At 69.1% G+C, this 18,205-nt stretch carries 17 protein-coding genes and 1 pseudogene; 8 read left to right on the plus strand and 10 right to left on the minus strand.

Annotated elements, in window-relative coordinates; all coding sequences use genetic code 11:
• Positions 1 to 3: 3 nt before the first annotated feature.
• Positions 4 to 888, minus strand: coding sequence for an alpha/beta fold hydrolase (locus IO36_RS24695; protein ID WP_051900909.1), 885 nt, complete (start codon positions 886 to 888; stop codon positions 4 to 6).
• Between the two features lie 103 nt (positions 889 to 991).
• On the opposite strand from IO36_RS24695, the gene IO36_RS24700 reads away from it, so the two are divergent.
• The 4 genes and pseudogenes from IO36_RS24700 (at position 992) to IO36_RS24710 (ending at position 6,527) form a co-directional block, all read left to right on the plus strand.
• Positions 992 to 1,405, plus strand: a complete 414-nt coding sequence (locus IO36_RS24700) for a winged helix-turn-helix transcriptional regulator (protein ID WP_037623037.1) — start codon at positions 992 to 994, stop codon at positions 1,403 to 1,405.
• A gap of 503 nt (positions 1,406 to 1,908) precedes the next feature.
• A pseudogene (locus IO36_RS48315) lies at positions 1,909 to 3,744 on the plus strand (DNRLRE domain-containing protein); the annotation flags it as partial.
• A 258-nt stretch (positions 3,745 to 4,002) separates the two neighbouring features.
• Positions 4,003 to 6,006 (plus strand): amidase domain-containing protein, encoded by a 2,004-nt coding sequence (locus IO36_RS48320; RefSeq protein ID WP_280923754.1) that lies wholly within the window; start codon positions 4,003 to 4,005, stop codon positions 6,004 to 6,006.
• A 2-nt stretch (positions 6,007 to 6,008) separates the two neighbouring features.
• The gene (locus IO36_RS24710) at positions 6,009 to 6,527 is read left to right on the plus strand and encodes a hypothetical protein (RefSeq protein ID WP_037623039.1); all 519 of its coding nucleotides are present in this window, start codon (positions 6,009 to 6,011) and stop codon (positions 6,525 to 6,527) included.
• Positions 6,528 to 7,275: 748 nt separating this feature from the next.
• Here IO36_RS24710 and IO36_RS24715 read toward each other — a convergent pair.
• Positions 7,276 to 7,773 carry an SMI1/KNR4 family protein gene (locus IO36_RS24715; RefSeq protein ID WP_245173463.1) on the minus strand — a complete coding sequence of 166 codons (498 nt, stop codon included), beginning with the start codon at positions 7,771 to 7,773 and terminating at the stop codon, positions 7,276 to 7,278.
• Between the two features lie 791 nt (positions 7,774 to 8,564).
• Here IO36_RS24715 and IO36_RS24725 point away from each other — a divergent pair.
• Positions 8,565 to 8,780, plus strand: coding sequence for a hypothetical protein (locus IO36_RS24725; RefSeq protein WP_158997472.1), 216 nt, complete (start codon positions 8,565 to 8,567; stop codon positions 8,778 to 8,780).
• 274 nt (positions 8,781 to 9,054) lie between these two features.
• On the opposite strand, the gene IO36_RS24730 is transcribed toward IO36_RS24725, so the two are convergent.
• Positions 9,055 to 9,630, minus strand: a complete 576-nt coding sequence (locus IO36_RS24730; protein WP_037623047.1) for a TetR/AcrR family transcriptional regulator — start codon at positions 9,628 to 9,630, stop codon at positions 9,055 to 9,057.
• 91 nt (positions 9,631 to 9,721) lie between these two features.
• On the opposite strand from IO36_RS24730, the gene IO36_RS24735 reads away from it, so the two are divergent.
• Positions 9,722 to 10,552 (plus strand): oxidoreductase, encoded by an 831-nt coding sequence (locus tag IO36_RS24735; protein ID WP_037623048.1) that lies wholly within the window; start codon positions 9,722 to 9,724, stop codon positions 10,550 to 10,552.
• A gap of 545 nt (positions 10,553 to 11,097) precedes the next feature.
• On the opposite strand, the gene IO36_RS24740 is transcribed toward IO36_RS24735, so the two are convergent.
• Positions 11,098 to 11,841 (minus strand): hypothetical protein, encoded by a 744-nt coding sequence (locus IO36_RS24740; protein ID WP_051900911.1) that lies wholly within the window; start codon positions 11,839 to 11,841, stop codon positions 11,098 to 11,100.
• A 2-nt stretch (positions 11,842 to 11,843) separates the two neighbouring features.
• Complete coding sequence (locus tag IO36_RS24745) at positions 11,844 to 12,308, minus strand: RNase A-like domain-containing protein (RefSeq protein ID WP_342455128.1); 465 nt, start codon at positions 12,306 to 12,308, stop codon at positions 11,844 to 11,846.
• Between the two features lie 451 nt (positions 12,309 to 12,759).
• On the opposite strand from IO36_RS24745, the gene IO36_RS48330 reads away from it, so the two are divergent.
• The gene (locus tag IO36_RS48330) at positions 12,760 to 13,314 is read left to right on the plus strand and encodes a hypothetical protein (protein WP_245173465.1); all 555 of its coding nucleotides are present in this window, start codon (positions 12,760 to 12,762) and stop codon (positions 13,312 to 13,314) included.
• Positions 13,315 to 13,737: 423 nt separating this feature from the next.
• On the opposite strand, the gene IO36_RS47450 is transcribed toward IO36_RS48330, so the two are convergent.
• From IO36_RS47450 to IO36_RS46955, 5 genes are all read right to left on the minus strand, one after another.
• Positions 13,738 to 14,349: a hypothetical protein gene (locus IO36_RS47450; protein ID WP_167347416.1), complete on the minus strand. Its 612-nt coding sequence runs from the start codon at positions 14,347 to 14,349 to the stop codon at positions 13,738 to 13,740.
• Positions 14,350 to 14,445: 96 nt separating this feature from the next.
• Complete coding sequence (locus IO36_RS24760) at positions 14,446 to 14,805, minus strand: hypothetical protein (RefSeq protein WP_037623051.1); 360 nt, start codon at positions 14,803 to 14,805, stop codon at positions 14,446 to 14,448.
• A gap of 668 nt (positions 14,806 to 15,473) precedes the next feature.
• On the minus strand, positions 15,474 to 16,313 hold the full coding sequence (locus IO36_RS46950; RefSeq protein ID WP_037623056.1) for an 8-oxoguanine DNA glycosylase OGG fold protein: 840 nt from the start codon (positions 16,311 to 16,313) through the stop codon (positions 15,474 to 15,476).
• Positions 16,310 to 17,269, minus strand: coding sequence for a PIN domain-containing protein (locus IO36_RS24770; RefSeq protein WP_037623060.1), 960 nt, complete (start codon positions 17,267 to 17,269; stop codon positions 16,310 to 16,312). The genes IO36_RS46950 and IO36_RS24770 overlap by 4 nt, the downstream gene beginning before the upstream one ends.
• A 491-nt stretch (positions 17,270 to 17,760) precedes the next feature.
• Positions 17,761 to 17,913, minus strand: coding sequence for a hypothetical protein (locus tag IO36_RS46955; protein WP_158997474.1), 153 nt, complete (start codon positions 17,911 to 17,913; stop codon positions 17,761 to 17,763).
• 98 nt (positions 17,914 to 18,011) lie between these two features.
• Between IO36_RS46955 and IO36_RS24775 the strand changes: the two genes are divergently transcribed.
• The gene (locus IO36_RS24775) at positions 18,012 to 18,188 is read left to right on the plus strand and encodes a hypothetical protein (protein ID WP_158997476.1); all 177 of its coding nucleotides are present in this window, start codon (positions 18,012 to 18,014) and stop codon (positions 18,186 to 18,188) included.
• Positions 18,189 to 18,205 lie beyond the last annotated feature (17 nt).

An 18,205-nucleotide genomic window follows, 5' to 3' on the forward strand; every position in this document is an offset into this window, starting at 1 on the left:
CGTTTAGGGTGAAGAGCGCATGTCCGCGCCGCCCCGGTCACGCGCTTTCGCGTCCTGGCCGGCCAGGAACGGACGCAGCAGCGTGAGCAGGCTGTGCGGGCGGTGCAGCGGGATGATGTGGCCGCAGTCTTCGATGACGTGCCCGGTGAGATCGTCGGTGATCGGGCGGAGTTGGCGTTCCAGCGCAGCACCGACAGGTCGGGCGCCCAGTGCCATCGTGGGCATCGTCAGGCGGGCAGTGGCGACCGCCTGTTCGATCTGCACTGCGCTCTCGGGCAGGGCCCGGTAGTACGAGAACGCGCAGCGGAGCGCCTCGCGGCCGGTGTATGCGCGGACGAACGCGTCCCGGATGGCGGGGCGCACCCCGTCGTCGAGCGTGCCGGCGTTCAGGAACCAGTTGACGTAGGCGGCCTCGTGGCCCTCCAACACGGTCTCGGCAAGGTGGGGCGCGGCGGAGTGGAAGCCGAACCACCACGGTGGCCCGTCGGCGAGGAAGTCCTCGGCGCCGGGCAGCCTGCCCAGAAGGGACTCCATGACGACCAGGCGCCGGACGAGACCGGGGCGGCGCAGGGCGAGGAGGAAGGCCGGCGCGGTGCCTGCGTCGATGCCCACCACAGCGGCCGAGGATATGCCGAGCGTGGTCAGGAGCGCCGCCGCGTCCTCGGCCAGGGTGCCCGCGTCGTACCCGGAGGCGGCCCGGCCGCTCGCGCCGAACCCGCGCAGGTCCGGTGCGATGACGCGGTAGCGGCCGGACAGATCGGCCATGATGTCCGTCCACAGTTCCCAGGTGTGCGGGAAGCCGTGCAGCAGCAGGACAGCCGGGCCCGATCCGGAGAGGGCGACGTTCAGTTCGACACCGTTGGCGAGGATGCGTCGCAGCTCGGGCATGGAGGGACTCCAGGTGCTTGGTGAGGATGAGTGACTAGGTCACGCTAGGGAACTAGCCTGGTCTGCCCAAGACGGCACTTTCCCTTCAGGTGGTGAGCCCCAGGTGACCACGTCGAGGCCCGGCGGACGTGATCAGCGACCCGGTGAGCGCGGGGACCTGCTGGATCCGCGCTGTCCGACCCGCCAGTTGCTCGACCGTATCGGCACCAAGTGGACGTCGATGGCGGTCAAGGTGCTGGCCGAGGAGGCTCCGGGTGAGCTCCGCTTCGCGGAACTGCGGCGCCGTATCCCGGGCATCTCGCAGAAGATGCTGTCCGTCACCCTGCAGAGCCTGGTCCGCGATGGACTGGTCGCACGCCGCGTGGAGCCCACCGTGCCGCTCGCCGTCCATTACCGGCTCACGGAGCTTGGCCTGTCCCTCGAAGGACCGCTCTCCGCCCTGCGCCTCTGGGCCGAGACACACATGCCGGAGATCGACCGCAGCAACCGGCTCGCCGACGAGTCACCCCCCGATTAGACGTGGATCGAGCCACGTTTCTCGCGGCTGCAGGCATGGTCGGCCTTGTCCGGGATGGTGCGGCGCAGCGGGGATGAGTGGTCGCGCCACACGTGCGGTGGCCTGCCGCGGATGTGGCGGGTCACGTTGGGAGCGTCGAGGTTCAGGGCGGGAGCACGCCGTCGTAGGTGTCCCCGCGCGCCGTCGCCGCCTGCGGCGCAGTGTCCAAGCCGCGGCCGCCTCCACGCCCGGGACGGTGACCTTCTCGGCCGGCTTCCCGGCCGGGGGCGGTGAGGCGACAACCGCCCCACCGAGCACGGGAATTGCCCGGGCCGGACGCGAAAGGGCGAACGCCAAAAGAGTCTTGAGGTTCCCTCGCTTCTCGGTGACAAACCCCACCGCACGCCATCCAATACTAAAGCGGAATAAAACGCCCGCCAGGTGAAGTGTGCACACCTGCCAGGCGCTAGCTTTACGACTTCTTGATCGCACCATGACCATCTGACCAAGGGTCGAACGCACACATGCACATAGCACCACCCGTTCCGGGGGAACGGGACACTTCGCACACGCTCAGACGCCTGCCCCGCACCACCGCCCTGCTCGCCCTCTCCCTGACCCTGCTGAGCGGGACGCTGCTGGTGACGCCCCGGCCGGCCGCCGCGGCGACACCCGCCGTGACCACGCCGGCCCCAAAGCTCTCCGCTCCCGACGTCCCCTCCGCCCTCGCCGAGGCGAAGCGTTTCGGCGCCCGGGTGGAGGCCCTGTCGGAGCGCACCGAGACGTCCACCACCTGGGCCGACCCGAACGGCTCCCTGACCACCGAACTCACCGCAGGACCCGTACGGTTCGACCGGGACGGCAGCTGGGTCGGCGTCGACACCAACCTCACCGAACGCCGTGACGGCACCGTGGCGGCCAAGGCCCACCCGGCATCGCTCACCCTCGCCGGCGAGGGCGGCACCCCCGTCACCTCTCTCGGCGCCGCACGCAAGGCAGGCGCCCGTGACCTCGTCACCCTCGGCGAGGGCGAGCGGCAGGTCACCGTCCAGTGGAGGGGCGGCCTGCCAAAGCCCGAACTGGACGGCAACCGCGCCACCTACCCCGACGCCGTCCCCGGCGCCGACGTCGTCGTGGAGGCCACCCGCACGGGATTCGAGCAGTACGTCGAGATCAAACAGCGCCCGTCCACGAAGGACTACGGCTACACCCTCTCGCTGCGTGCGGACGGACTGCGCGCCGAGCAACAGACCGACGGCAGCGTGCTGTTCACGGACCGCGACACCGGCCACGAGCGGGCCGTCATGCCCGCCCCGGTGATGTGGGACGCGACCGTCGACGAACGCTCCGGCGAACACACCCACCGCGTACCGGTGGCCATGCAGGTCAAGCAGCACGACTCCGCGATCGACCTCGTGGTCGCGCCGGACGCCGCGTTCCTGGCCGACCCCACCACGCGGTACCCGGTCACCGTCGACCCCTCGACCTCCGTCCTCGGCAACGTCTTCGACACCTACGTCCAGCAGGGCGAAGCCCGCGACTGGTCCACCGACACCGAGCTGGACCTCGGCAACCCGGGCACGAAGAACCCCGACGGCACCCCGCGCACCGCACGCTCCTTCATCACCTGGAACACGGCCCCCCTCGCGGATGCCCTGGTGACGAACGCCGAGCTCGGCCTGTGGAACTTCCACTCGGGCGACACCGACTGCAAACCCCAGCCCTGGACCGTCTGGTCGGCCGACAAGGCCACGGTCTCCAGCCGCTGGACCTCCCAGCCCGCACTGCACACCCGGCACGCGACGTCCACCGAGACCAGGGGCAACCCGAAGTGCGGCGCGGACGGCTGGATCAAAGCCGACGTCACCTCCCTCGTGCAGACCTGGGCCTCCGCCAAGGCACCCCAGTCCAGCCTGGGCCTCAGGGCCGCAGACGAGTCCGCAGTCGACCAGTGGAAGCGGGTCAACTCCGCCAACGCCACCAGTAATCCGCCCAAGCTGACGGTCACCTACAACTTCCGTCCCCGCTCGGGCAACAACCGCCAGGCCGGCCCGCCCTTCACCAAGGACGCCTCCGGCACCTGGCAGGTCGACACCACGACGCCGACCCTGCGCGACACCTTCTCCGACAAGGACGGCGACCGCGTCACCGGCACCTTCGAGATCGTCGACGCGGCGACCGGCAAGCAGGTCGGAGAGCGCCTTGTCTCTCCGCGCGTCGATTCCGGACGCGCCGCGGCCGTGACCGTCCCCGACGGCGTCCTCAAGGACGGCGCGACCTACCGGTTCCGCACCAGCCCCTTCGACGGCACGCACTACAACCTCGCCTGGTCCGACTGGACCACCTTCACCGTCGCCACCGGCCGCCGCCCAGGCGGTCTGCCGGACATGCCGCAGGCCCTGGAGTCCGGAGCCACGCAGTCCCTCACCCCGCTGCTGTCCGGACTTCTCTCCAGCCCCGAACAGGGCCGCGTGCGCGCCGAGTTCGTCCTGCGCGACGCCGACGGACAGCAACTGCCCGGGGTGAGCGTCCCGGAGACCTGGGCCGACAGCGGCCGCCGCGCCGCCGCCCGCGTCCCCGAAGGCGCACTGCGCGCGGGCACGACGTACCGGTGGGCGATGCGCGCCTGCACCGACCGGGGCTGCTCGGCCTGGTCCTACGAGCAGGAGTTCACCGCCACCGACACAACCGACCCGCAGGCACCCGAGACCACGTCCATCACCCTCACCGGCCCCTCCCTCGACGACGCCACCGTGCCGGTCGCCGCCAAGACCTGCGCGGACGGCGGTTGCCCCGCCGCCACCGACGGCCGTCTCACGCTGGACGCCGGCGCCGACGGCGAGCGGGCCGCCTGGTTCGAACCGGACCTCGCCAAGGTGCCGCGGGGAGCCAGGATCACGAGCGCCCGCCTGGCGCTGACACCGGCCGAATGCGGCACCGACGCCTGCACGCAACGACCGGTCGAGATCTACCAGTTGTACGAACCCTGGGCCACCCCGCACACCGGGACCGGCCTGCTGGACGTACTGGACGACGCCCCCTTCACCGAAGCCGCGCCCGCCGACACCCAGGACCTCGCACCCCTGGTTCAGTCCTGGACGGACGAGCAGACGGGCGAGGGGTTCGCGATGCGGCTTCCCGGCGCCCACGCCGCGCCGGCACTCTCCTATCACTCCAGCCGCAGCACGGACCAGGCCAAGCGGCCCCGGCTCGTCGTCACCTACGTGGCACCGGCCGCGCCCGCGGCCCCCGAGGACCTGCGCGTGAACGCCGGTGACGGCGGGCTCCTGGCGACCTGGAACCCGCCGCAGGAGCTGGGCTCGTCGGCCGACGGCGCCGAGTACACCGCCGTCGTCACCAAGGCCGACGGCAGCGAGGTCACCCGGGCCACCACCCGCGACACGCACCTCGTCGTGGACGGACTGACGAACGGCACCGCCCACCGGGTGACCGTGACGGCCCGCACCCCCTATGGCACCGGTCCCGCCACCACCTCGCAGACACTCACCCCCGCGGCCGTCCCGGGCGGCGCGGCCACCTACCGCGAGATCGTGCAGCAGTACGCCGACGCCCGCAGCGCCATCCTCACCGGCAAGCACCCCACCATCGCGGCGGCCCTCGCCGCGAGCCCGCGCGGAGCGGCGTTCCAGGACCTGCTCGGCGCCCAGGCAGGGGACCTCGGGCGGACCAGGGACGTGCTGGCCCGGCGCGGACAGCGCTACACCGCGATGAGCACGAAACTCTCCGACGTCCTGGTCGGGGTCGACGACGACGGCACGGTGTTCCTGCGCGCGGTCATCGAGGACTCCGCGGTCCTGACAGACACCGGCCCCACGGACCCGGGCGAGCCGGACGGTGAACCGGAGGAAGGACGCCGCGAGCAGCGCTTCACCTTCAGCACCAACAGCGGCGCCCCGATCCTCCACGTCGAGGCGGATGCCCCCGCGGCGGAGACCGTGCTCCCGGCGTCGGCTTCGGCCCCGGCCGCCGACGCCCTGGAGACCACCGACGATTCACTGGGCCCCGTCAGCGAGGTGCCCGACGAGCCGATCGCGCTCGACGCCGACGGCCTGCCCGTCGAGGAAGCCGGCCCGGCCGCGGGCAAGCCGGCCGCGCGCATCCGGCGCGCCGCCGCGCAGGTCTCCGGCTCCGGCACGCTCAGCTGGGCCTCCCGCAACGTCAACACGCGCTGGGAGTACGGCCAGGACTGCACGAACTTCGTGTCGAAGGCGCTGTACTACGGGGGCCACATGAAGACCCGTCAGGGCGGTCGCAAGCACGACCGCGCCTGGTGGCAGCAGTACTTCCTCTTCGGCAGCATCAAGAACAAGAGCTACACCTGGGCCGCCGCCGAGAACTTCCGCCGCCACATGATCCGCTACCGCGGGGCCACGTACGTCAACGCCCTGTCCGCCAAGCCGGGAGACCTCGTGCTCTTCAAGTGGAAGAAGGAACGCGGCTACAACCACGTCGCCATCGTCGAGCGCAGGCGGCACGGACTCCAGCTGATCCAGCACGGCAGCTCCAACAGGACCAGCCTCGCGGCCGCCATCCTGCGCTACCAGGGCAAGCCCAACCACATCGAGCGGGTCATCATCCTCCACCCGAAGGCGAGGTCCTGACCATGACACCCACGACGCGACTCACCCGCCTGACCCTGGCAGCCGCCGCCACCGGCGGACTCCTGACAGGCTGCGCCGCGCCGGACGACTCCCTGGCCTATCAGACGGACTACAGCAACCACCGGCCGCTGCGGGTGGTCGGCTACCCCTCCACGGGAAGCCTCGAGACGGTGCAGAAAGCCGTGTGGCGGCTCGCCGACGGCGACGCCGACGCCCTGGCCGCGCTCGCCGTCGACGACACCCAGGCCAAGGCCACGGCCCGCAACTGGGTCAAGGCCTTCGGCGACGCCGCCAAGGGAGAGGTGACAGCCGACTTCTACGACGAGGGCTCAGTACGGCAGGTCGTGGTCCTCTACTTCGCCAAGAGCGGCCAGATCAAGGAGATCGAGGCACGCATAGGGGAGAAGGACGACGCCTGGGGACTGACCCTGGCCGAACCCCACCTGGCCGAGGCGACGGCCAAGCCCACCTGGGCCCCATCGAAACCGGGCCACTCCGGCTCGCGCACGTCCGGCAACTAGCGGCTCCCGCACGACCGCGGAGGTCCGCACCCCGACCCGGGGTGCGGACCTCCGCCCTTGTCCGGCCGGCCGCCGGCCCAGGAACCCGGTGCTGCCGAGCATCAGCGGGCCGGCCATGGGCGGATACGGGCCGCGCCTGCGCCGGCCGCGGCGCGAGGCGGCGAGGCTGCCGTCTCGGCGCGAGACGCGGTCGTCGAGGACATCTGGACCTACGCCTGGTGCCGGGCTGCCGCACGGTGCTGCCCTGGGCCGCGCCCGGGTTGCCGGACGGCCACGGCCAGCTCGACTTCATGTTCAACGAGCGGCTTCCAGAAGCGCCCCGGCCCGCTGAACTTCCCGGCGTCACGGTCGTACGGGCGGCCACGCCGGAACTGTCCCTTGCCTGGAAGGTGATGTGGCTGATCACCGACATGCATGGCCAGGGAAAGACCTCTACGACGCCGTACTCCTGGCCGAACGGCGTTCCTCCACTTGGAATGGGACCACTTCGTCACCAAGTATCCGCAGTTCAAGGACGCTGAACGGGAGTACGCAGGCAGGTTGGTGCGCGCCCTGGCAAAGACGTTCGACGGGCCTACTGGTTGAGGGCACCTCGGCATGGGGTGCGCTGCAGAAGGTGTCTCGGTCGGTGTGAGGGCTTATATGCCGCGTTCCGGTCCGTACGTCTCCCACGTGCGTTGGTTCGGCCCTGTGGGCAGGTATTCCAACAGAACAGGGCCCGGGTAGAAGACCGCGCTGTCCCAGCCGATCATCTCTTCGCCGACCAGGTACCGCACAACCATTCGGCGAAGGTCATCGCGTGTCCTGCCCAGTCACCTTCCGAGCCCTGGACAACCACGCCCGCAGAGATCCCGAGGACTTTGGTAGCCGCGAAGACCTGTCCCCCCTGGTCGGTGGAGGCGAGGGGGATCAGACCCTCGGAGGTTCCAAAGCTGAGCTGCGGGAGGTTGCAGAAGATGCGAGGGTCGTTCTCCGGCTCAGTGACGTAGGACTCCCATGCGCTTTCAGTCCAAGAGGCCGACGTCGAGCGTACGTGTTCGGCCAGGTTGAACCATTCAGATGCCGGATGGTGGAGGTAGAGGTGTTCGTTGATCTGCACCGGCGCGTAAGCGTCGACGATCTGCTTGTAGTCCGCCGGCAGGGCTCTGCCGATTTCCTTCTCCAGCCTGAGCCAGGCGGCAGGCTCAAAGAACCGGTCTTCTTTGGGGCCGAGCATGGCGAAGACGGCTTGCAGGTAGTCGGTCATGGTCTCTCAGGATCTTGTTCGTGAGACGTCCGGGACAGCATTGACCACATCGGTTATCAGCCCTCCGTCGGGGTTCTCGTTGTTCACGGCATGGAGATGGTGCAGTAGCTGGTGCCCAGCAAGTTGTGGGAGCTCTTGGGAGGCTCGATGTCCTTGCGCGTGATGTGCGGGGTGCTGTTCCGGGAACACGGCCATTGGCGCAGGTGGTCGTAGATGTAGCTCCTGTCGCCGTGACGCTTGGCGGATCGTCGTTGGCGTGGTCCGCGGTGGGAGCGGATCGGTGGGGTGCCCCGCACGACGGCCCCGGTTGGCCCGGGCACTGCAGTGGCCTCAGAGCGTGTGGTGGGTGGGGGAGGGGGCTTCGGGTGCGGACGGGCTCTCGCCCGTGCAGCGGACGCGGGTGCGCGGGCACAGAATCATCGCGCGCGCTCACTGGTCGGCAGACCGGGAAGCGTGGGCGAGGATCGTACTTGTGAAGGCGTCGTCGCGCCACATGCGCTCGCGGCTGGTGACGCACGTCCAGGCGCTCATGAGCCGCTGGGCCAGGGCGTCGGCGAAGGCGACGATGCCCGACTCGTGATCATACGCTCCTGGGAACAGAGTTTGCGGCTTGTGTCCCGCTGTCCACTGCCCGGGCCTACGACAGCTTCAGGCTGTGGACCAGTTGCAGCTGCGGGTCCCAACCTGTCGGTCGTTTGCTTTCCGGCCCGCGCCAGGGGCAGTCTGCCTGGATCCATGCGGCTCGTGCGCTACTCACTCCAGCGTCCACATGGTCCTCCTAGCAGAACTCGATGAAGCAGCAGTCGCAGATGGTGAACGACGGCGTCAGACCGTCGGAACCCCACGCCGACCTGCTGCGCCGCTACCTGCAATCCCCCGACCCCGACCGCTACATCACCCGTGAGGCCATCCAGCACCTGGATGGCCTCACGGGTGTGGTGTCCCAGGAACCGGCCGAGCCGGTCTGGATGGCCGTCGGTCGGCATATCGCCCGCGACTGCAGCTGACAGCCGGACCGCCAGTGAACGGGCGCCGTTCCGGCCGCCATGGCGTAGGCGGCCCTTGTCGTCCGACAGGCCCCCTTCCCCGCCTGGTCGAGACGGACGCCTGAGCCATGCTGTGGGGCCCGTTGCTGTCCGCCGGACAAGGGATACAGGGAGGGTCCGTACGGGGTCCTCCCGCCCTGCACGAGAGGCCGCACCACGGCCCAGTACATCGTCCGCTACAAGGTGGTCAACACCGCCGCGAAGCCATGTGACCCGTTGTCCGAGGCTCCATGCGTCAGTTCCCTGCCTCCCGGGTGCGGGTGGTCAGCCCGGGCGTGACAAGGGCGAGCCAGCGGGCGCGGGCCGCCGGTGGCTGGTCGGTGGGCGCGGTGGAGAACAGCAGGTAGATGTCGCTGACGGTGACGTCGGGGTGGATGTCGCCGTCAGCCTGGCCGACTTGGATGAGGGCGGCGACAGCGGCACCGGCGCGGTCCTCATCAGCGCGGTCACCCGGCTCCGCACCCAGGGTCTGGGCAGCGGCCTTGACGGCGCGGTCGGTCACTGACGCCTCAACGACGCGCCTGAGGAACGCGGTCAGCTCGTCCACAGCATGGGCACCGGCCTCGACGCGACCGAGCGCGGTCTCGGCGTCGTCGGCGACGCGGGCGATGTATGCGGCGACGACCGCCGCGACCAGGTCCGTCTTGGTGGGGAAGTGCCGGTACAGGGTGCCCACGGCCACGCCCGCCGCGGCGGCGATCTCGTCCATGCCTACCTCGGGGCCGTGCGCGGTGATCTGCTCGCCGGCGGCGGCCAGGATCTTCTTACGGTTGCGGACCGCGTCGGCGCGCGGCGCCCTTGCTGGGGTCACGGAGGTGCCTGCCCTTCCACTTGCATCAAGGTGAACCTGGGTTCGATATAGATGGTGAACCACAGTTCATCTTATTCGTGAGGACTCCGCCATGCCCGTCAAGACCGCCCTCGTCACCGGTGCCTCCTCAGGCATCGGCGAAGCCACCGCCCTCAAGCTCCAGGAGCTCGGTTACACCGTCTACGGAGCCGCCCGCCGCACCGACCGGCTGCACACGCTCGCCGAACGCGGCATCCGTCCCCTGGCCATGGACGTCACCGACGACGCCTCCATGCAGGCCGGCATCGACCAGATCACTGCCGAAACAGGTCGCATCGACGCGCTCGTCAACAACGCCGGTTACGGCTCCTACGGCGCGCTCGAAGACGTCACGCTGGACGAGGCCCGCTACCAGTTCGAGGTCAACGTCTTCGGCGCGATCCGGCTGACCCAGCTCGTCCTGCCCCGCATGCGCACCCAGCGCGCCGGCACCGTCGTCAACGTCACCTCCATGGGCGGAAAGATCTACACCCCGCTCGGCGGCTGGTACCACGGCACCAAGTTTGCCCTGGAAGCCCTCAGCGACTGCCTGCGGCTGGAGGCCAAGCCCTTCGGTGTCGACGTTGTCGTGATTGAACCCGGCGGCATCGCCACCGAGTGGGGCGGTATAGCCGCCGACAAGCTGGAAAAGTCCTCCGCCGATGGCGCCTACGCCGCGCAGGCCGCCGCCGTAGCCTCCTCCCTGCGCTCCGAGGCCAACGCCAAGCGCAACTCCCCGCCTTCCGTCATCGCCGACGCCATCGGCAAAGCCGTCACCGCACGCCGCCCCAAGACCCGCTACGCCACAGGCTTCGGAGCCCGCCCCCTCATCGCCCTGCGCCGGATCCTGCCCGACCGCGCCTTCGACGCCGTCATCGCCCGAGCCGTTGGCATGCCCCGCTGAACCCTCGTGAGGTACTCGCGACGCGCAGACCGCTGTCGGATCTCGTGGACTGTTCGATTCGCCGCACCCGCCCAGGTGCCTCCCGAACTCGCCTTCCAGTGCTGCCATAACGCGGATATCGGCGAAGGCGCCGACGGGTGGGAATTCAATGGCGACCTTTACGCTGTCGAGCTCAGGTGAATGCCGTCCCTGTCGCTATGGCTGTTCGACCATGCATCACGGCGTACTGCCTGGGCCTCCTCGTCGAGCGCTGCCGCGGGGTATCGGGAGCTGCCGCGGGCGAGTAATCATGGGCCCCCGAGCCTTCGGCGAGTCGGCCAGTCCGATGGGCCGAGGACCCGACCCAACCGTCGTACTCGCCGATCGGGCCTGCCGATCCCTCCCGATCCACGGACGCCTGTGGCGGGGACACACCGGAGGCCGCCCTCGGCCCCGAAGCGTGCAAGCAGCACGACACTCCCGACGTGCGGGGGAAGCGTCGCGTCGTTGCCGGGTGCCACGGGGTGGGCGGATTCTGTCCGTCCGCCCACCCCCGCCTCTCGGCGTCAGTCGGTCCGGTCGTTGAGCCCTTCGCGCACGAGCCAGTACGGGTAGCCGAACCGCTCACCGAGGGCTACGAACCTGCCGTACGTCACCCCGTTGGCCGGCACCGACACGAAGCAGGTCTTCACCGCGCGCAGGAAGAGCCGGTAGCCGAGGTCGGCGCACGCCTCGGTGACCACCCGCTCCAACGCGGGGACCAGGCCGGTCGCCGGAACCCCGTACGGGGGCTGCTCCGAGGCGAGGCGCAACGGCTCCTCGACCGAGTGGATCACCTGGATCACAGCCTGCCGCAGTTCCTCGTCGACCACCGGCTGTGGCGGCGGAGGTACGAACGCCGGATCGTCCTGGCGCACGCGGGCCAGCCACGCCTCCTCGATCCGCCGCAGCCAGGTACGGGCCGTCATCCCGTGCTCGGCCGGGTCGAGGATGCCGTGCGTGGCGGCGAGCCACACCGTACGGATCGTCTCGTCGGGCAAGGGTGAGCGCAGCAGTCGCTGCACGTCCTGGCCCAGTTGTGCGGCCTTGGAACGGTCGAACTGGTCGAGCGACGTTTCCGTAAGCATGAGCCACACCGCGACGGGGCCGGGTTCGGCGGCATGGGGCGGGAAATGTTCCCTGTAGAACTCTTCCAGCACGCGCCATCGCGAGGCGAGCCATGTCAGCCCGATGTCCGTCACGTAGATGTCTTCGATGAATTCGACCTCGACGAAATCGTCGTCGGCGTCGCTCTCAGGTTCGTGTGTCATGGTCACCCCTCCAGATAGGCGGTATAGACGACCCACTTGCCATGAGGGTGCGCACGGTTTCCCCTGCCGATGTACTTCAGTTGGACGACGACCTTTCGCGACGTGACCGCGAATTTGTCGGCCGTGGTTCCGCTCTTGACCCATTTGTAGCCGATCGGGGCACCCTTGGTGTCAAGGTCTCGCACCTCCCACTCGATCGTCTTGAGCGCGGTCGGCTTCTTCTTGCCCATTCTCTGTGCCTGTTCCGTCTGCCACTTCTGGAGCTTTCCCACGTTGTCCGGACTGTGTTCGAGCCACTGGGTGACGGCCTTGTCGACGGCCTCTTGGGCAATGTCGAGACTGGCCCAGCGCGTCGCCACGCCACCTGTGGTTCTATGGTCGAGGGCCTTCGCCTTCATGGTGTCGTCGTCCGGGTTCACGTGGTCGCCGATGGTGTGCGTCCGTTCGACATCCTCGTCTGCGAGGATGTCCTCGCTGTCGCGTCAACCGTCTGACCGACCCGGGGCGGCCCGATCCCCGATGCAAGCGGGGGCAAAGCTCGCCCCTGAGCCGCACGACGGGCACGATCAGACTTCCAGCCACGAGATGTGGCCGCCCTGGGTGAAGACCAGGACCTCACCGGGATACTCGCTGGCTTCGGTGACGAGTTGCGCTTCGCCGCTACTGCCGTGCCGAAGGCAGGCGGGTGGTGAGCGAGGCGGATGAAGCAGCCGAAGTGCCCCGAACGGCCCCGGACAGAGTATGTGCCCGGCGCCGTTCTCCGGGACCTCCGCACCTTCACGAACTCCTCTCCAAGATCAGCGACAGTCGGTAGCCGGAGTCGTTGGGAGTCCCGATCCGATGAAACTTGATCAGACGCGTCCGTAACGTGCGTCTGCGCCGCTAGCATCCCGACTCCGCACAGTCCTTGGGGGGCCAGTGACCAACGAATTTCCGCAACAGGCCGATACCGACACCGCAGCATCCGAACCGCTTGCCGTCACCGAGGCGCCAGCCATACGGGAGATGCCGCCGCAGCCGCCCATGCCGCCTTCGAAGAACAGACCCAGCCCGCGCGTTGCCGGACTCCTTGGTCTTGCCGCCGGCGCGGCGCTTGTGGGTGGCGCGTGGGTGATCTCTGCCAACATCGGACCCGGCGATCCAGACACCTTCACGCTCAAAGGCTTCTTCAGCCTTACTGACGGGTCCTCGGTCGTCCGCGATGGCAGTGGCGGCTGCCGAGGTTCCGGCGGCTACGACGACATCCAGGAAGGTACTTCCGTCACGGTGTACGACGCGTCTGGATCCGTCGTGGCTACCGGCAACTTGGGGGACTCGAAAGGCGCCCCGTATAGCGCCTGCGTTTTCAAAGTTGCCGTCGACGGTGTCCCCAAGGGGCAGAAGTACTACAAGGTCGAGGTGTCCCATAGAGGCACGGTCCAGATGACCGCGAAGGAGGCCGAGGCCGGGGAACTCGCGGCAACGCTCGGCTGAGCGAAGACGCCGGGCCTCGCCCATCGGGCGGGGCCCTCAACCCATCCACGTCCTTGATTGACCGGGCCGATCGCCGTATGTCGCAACGCAGGGCCGGCTGGAGGCCTGAGCACGTGGGATTACAGATGGGGGAGGACCCCGGGGAGTGCGATATTCGGCAATCCCCCCTGCGGCAGTGACGCCGGAGACCTCCTCTCCCTCACCGTTCTGCTCGTCGCGGTCGGCAAAATCGTGTCGCTGCCGGAGACAGAACGGCCAGCAGCTGTACCGTCACAGCCGCGACCGCCTCGGAGGCCGGCCGCCGGCATTCGACCTCTACACCTTCGCCGCCGCAACGCAGTTGAGCGCTGCTTCACGGCCCCAAGGGCTTCCGAGGCATCGCCGCCAAATACGACAAGACCGCCATCTCATACGAGGCGGCGGTCAGGCTCGCGTCATTCCTGCTCTGGGCAAGGCCCGTTCGAAGGCGGACCCTAGTTCCATCCGCCGAACAGTCCGCCGCTGAGCTGTGCGGAGCAGATGTTGTATCCGCCGCGGGCGTGGCCCGTCTTCGTTTTGCCGTCGACGGCCGTAGGTGATGTCCACGCCTGCCGGAGCCGATCCCCACACCTTGAAGACGACCTGGTCCTTCGGTGCTGCCGACTCCGTCTTCTTCGCCTTGGCCTTCGCGGGCGCGGCTTTCGCGGTCTTCGTCACGGTGACGGTCGGGGCGGGCTCGGCTTTGGCCTTGGCCGCTGCGGTGGCGGTGACGGTTACACGGGGAGCGGGCTTTGCACTGGCAGTTGTCTTCTGGTCATCTCCTGAGGATCCGATACCGACGCCGATGAACAGGATGAGTATTGCTGCGGGGATGGCGATCCGCTTGCGCGCCCACTTCGGGGCCTGCGGCGGTGTCGGCAACTGCCCGAAAGGCGCTTGTCCCGGGTAGGGCGGCTGAGCAGGCGGTGACTGGTTGGGGAATAGCGTGGGGGAGAAGTGATCAAAGTGTGACGGGATGGTGAACGATGGTCGGCGCTCCCGTTCCCTTCGCTGCATCAGCAGCCCCCGACCCGCAGTCAACAAACCACCGCTAGATGGGAAGGGCACGGCCGCACCCATTGCGTCGGGTGCGGCCGTGGGGGAGACAGAGAATCAGGTCAGGTACGAGGAGCCGGACCGCTGGTCCTGGACGGCCCGGTCCATCTGCTCGTCCTTGTCCAGCGGCCGGTACAGCCACGCGGCGCCGACAGCGGCCCCGAACGCGCAAGCCCACACCACGGAACCGGTGACGTTGGAGATCTGGTCGCTGCGCTTGCTGGGGTCGGCGGCGAACGCGATGTAGACCGCGGCCTGGGCGACACCGAAGACGACGGCGGCCCAGATGTCGCTGCGTGTCTTCGTCTTCATCGCCCGCCAGAAGAACGGCAGTTCCAGGACGAGCCCGGCCGATGCGATAGGGACGAGCGCCCAGATGATCTGGGCGCGGCGCGAATTCAGGGAGTTGCCGGCCATGAGGCTCTCCTTCACAGGGAGTGTGTTGAGTTAGACAGTGTGGTGGGCGGTCTACGGGGCCAGCCACGGGTTGGCGTAATCCGTCATCTTGTGCTGCACCCGGAATCGACCTGTCTATGGGCTGGTTCATGCAGCCGGGGGGAGACGAGGTTCGTCGGAGGGGCCGTCGCGGAGCATGGTGAACGGCGGACAGTCCAAGGCGATGGGCGGGCCCGCGCGGCCCGTAGAGCTTCGCCAATGGGTGAGGCCCGGGCCCATACCAGTCCGGGACCTCCGCTGGGGCCGTGGTCGGGGGATTGCACGGCCGCGCTCTTTGACGATACCGCCGGCCTATATGTCGCTTACTTCGGCGGCCGCGCCGTCGGGTCGCGGCTGAGTCGTCGCCTGCATCGGCGTGAGCGCCGGCGCCGCGCGGTGAGGCAGCTGCTGAAGGAGGCCGTCAGCTCCATGACCACCCCCGCTTGGTGATCTCCCCGGGACATCGTCGCCCCGCAACGACGCGGCCACCAGTAGGTGTATGGGTATGGGCATGGGCCTGGCGCCGTCTGTCGCGCCGCCGGCGTGCCAGCCGTCGCCTACCGGGTCACTCTCGGTCACGAGACCGGCACCGAGCCGACGGTCGTGGCTCAGGCCGAGGCCCACGTGGCCTGGCAGGTGCGGCGTGCCCGTTAGCCGGTTGTCTCCCAAGCCGTGGTGAACAACGCGCATTCGAGGAGGTCGGGGGACGCGCCGGACGGCCAGCCCTCATGAGCGGCCAGTTGGCCCGCGGCGGCGCGCATGAAGGAGAGGTAGACCCGGTAGCGGTGGGGCGTCCAGTTGCTGTCGGACCAGACCCAGGTGGCGATGGAGCCGTCCGGGTCGTGGCCGCTCTCGCGGCCGACGGCAGCGGCGATCTGCCGCAGGCGTCTGGCCAGCACGCGGTCGAGGATGAGCGGCCGCGGCCCGTGGGCGGGCGGTACTGCGGTGCCGGTGAAGTAGAGGAACTTGGTGAAGAAGGCGGGCCCGAGCCCGAGTACCTGCCCTCTAAGCGCGGCGTACGCCTCGGGTGCACCGTGTTCGCGCAGTGCGGTGACTGCGGCGGCCAGCGCCGTGTCGAGGCCGTCAAAGGTCAGAATCTTGTAGAGGGCGGCGGGTCCGCTGCCGCCGGGAGTGCCGCGTTTTCCCTTGCCCCACACGTACGTCGCGACCAGCGCCTCCCGGAATGCCTCCCGCTGCAGCGCGTTGGCGACGGCCGAGGCGACCTCCGCCCTGCTGACCGCCGCATCCCCGCTGGCGGAGGTGTGCGCCAGCGCCTTCGGCCACGGAGCGATCTGCGCCCACCGGCTGGGCGTGTAGCGGACGGAGTGCGCGCCGGGCGTCCTGTCCGCGTAAGCCGACGCATTCGTCTCCCACCAGCGGCCCAGAGCCCGTACGGCGGCGTCGGGCAGCAGGCGTGCGGCCATCTCGCGGTCCACCGCGTCCGCATGCTCCTGACGGCCCCATCCGTCCTGCCCGTTTTGCTCGTTCACGAGCCGCTCCCTGTCTGACGCGCCGCCGAGTCAGAGGCAGGGGCGCCTGAGTCGGGCTGCTGCGGTACGCCCCCGCCCGGCACGAGCACGGCGACTGCCTGTTCCAGTTCCTGCTGGCGAAGTTCGCCGCCCTCGATCAGGTACTTGTCGGGCAGGGGTCGTGCCGGCAGTTCCCAGGCTCGGGCGCGGGTCCGTACGCCGATGTCGCGGCTGACGACGACCACCTCCGCGGGAGCGACGGCCTGGTGCAGCCGCAGTGCCGAGGCCACCAGCTCGTCGTCCGGCACGGGGAGGCGGGCGTGCCCGGGCTCATCGGCCGCGATGAACACGGGTGTTCCGTCGTCCGCGGCCGCTTTCCCGGGGCCCGCTTCCAGCACCGTTTCCAGCAGCCGGAACACGCCGCGCGCCCGCCGGGAGATCTTCTTATCCCCGGTTTGGTAGCTCTTGGTGTCGATCTCGTCGACCACGACGTGCGGCAACATGACCGCGGTGCCCTTCCCGAACACCTGCTGCCAGGGGACCTTGTCGAACCGCGTGAAGTGCAGCGTGGTGTTCGTGTCCAGTACCGCGTACCGGCCGACACCGGCGTGGCCGTACTGCTCCTGCATGGCACGCACACGGTTCGCCAGGGTTCTGAAGTAGTCTTGGAGCTCGGCGATTTCCACGTACATCATCAGCCGGGCCTCATTCAGCGGCGCGGTGAGGATCGCCCGGTAGCGGCCCGCGCGGAGCTGTCCCGCGATCTCCCGGTCGCTGAACCGCCGGTTGAGCTCCTCGGCGGCCTTCCAGGTCCACTCGTCGTACCGCTTGCGCACGGCCCGCATCTCGGCCGCGGCTTCCGCGCCCGTTCTCATCGAGTGAGGGATCCGGATTGAGACGTCGTTGAGGCTCCCGGCCACGAGACCCTGCTCCAGGAAATCGATCGCGTCGGTACAGGTCGTTCCGGCTCTCAGCATGCCCTTGCTCTCCCCCAGGGACGGGGACCGGTGCGCCCCATCCCGGCCATCCTGACAGCCTTGATGACGTCTGGTGCGAGTTCTGCTTCCTGCGCGTGGAGGCCTGCTCCCTTCCGGGCTGGGTCGCCGCGCCCGAGACTTCCCGGTGTCGTCGTCAGGTGTCGCTCAGCAGTAAGCGGGTGACGGCTTCGGGCGGCGATGCAGCCCGAGCGGATGTCGCCGAAGAGCGCCGTCTAAGGCGCGTCGAAATCGGCGCTTGGCTGGCCAAGGCCCGCCACAGGCACCGCTCCAGCCAGCTCCCCGAAGCGGACGCACGTCTGGTGGCCGTCCTATTCGAAGGGGAATGGACGGCCGAAGACACCGTGCCGACCGTCCTGGCGTAGACCCCACCCCCGGCCAGGCGGCCGCAGGGAAAGCCCATGACCCCGCTGAGACGAGCGCCTGAAGACCATCGGGCCCAGCCCTCCCACCGGAGGACCGAGCCCGCGGCGTCAGTGTTGGGTGTCCCAGCCCAGCGCTTCGGCGACGACCTGGAGACCCACCTCCAGGATGAAGCAGACTCCCAGATCGTGGGCGTCGAGGCTGCTGCCGATCCCACGGAAGTGGCCGGCCAGCGTGCCCGGTTCGAAAGAGTGGGACAGCACGTGCCAGGGCGGGGCACACGGTCAGCTCCTGCGGCGCGGGGGGCGCCAGCAGGTACCGCGCCGGGTAGCTGTTGCCACAGATCGCGCACTGCGCGTCGATGACCAGCTTGGCGATCTCGCTCTCGCGCGCGCGGGCCACCGCGGCCGACATCTGGCTCACCAGCTCCGGCGGGGGCGTGTCGCCCGGCACCTCGAGGACCATCGCTTCGCCGGTGTTGATGCTGATGGGCGGGGCGATGAAGGTGAACGCAGGAGTGATCGTCAGGTCATGGTGATCGGCGTCGTCGGGGTG

It is taken from the genome of Streptomyces aureus, assembly GCF_000725495.1.
Lineage (GTDB): Bacteria > Actinomycetota > Actinomycetes > Streptomycetales > Streptomycetaceae > Streptomyces > Streptomyces aureus_B.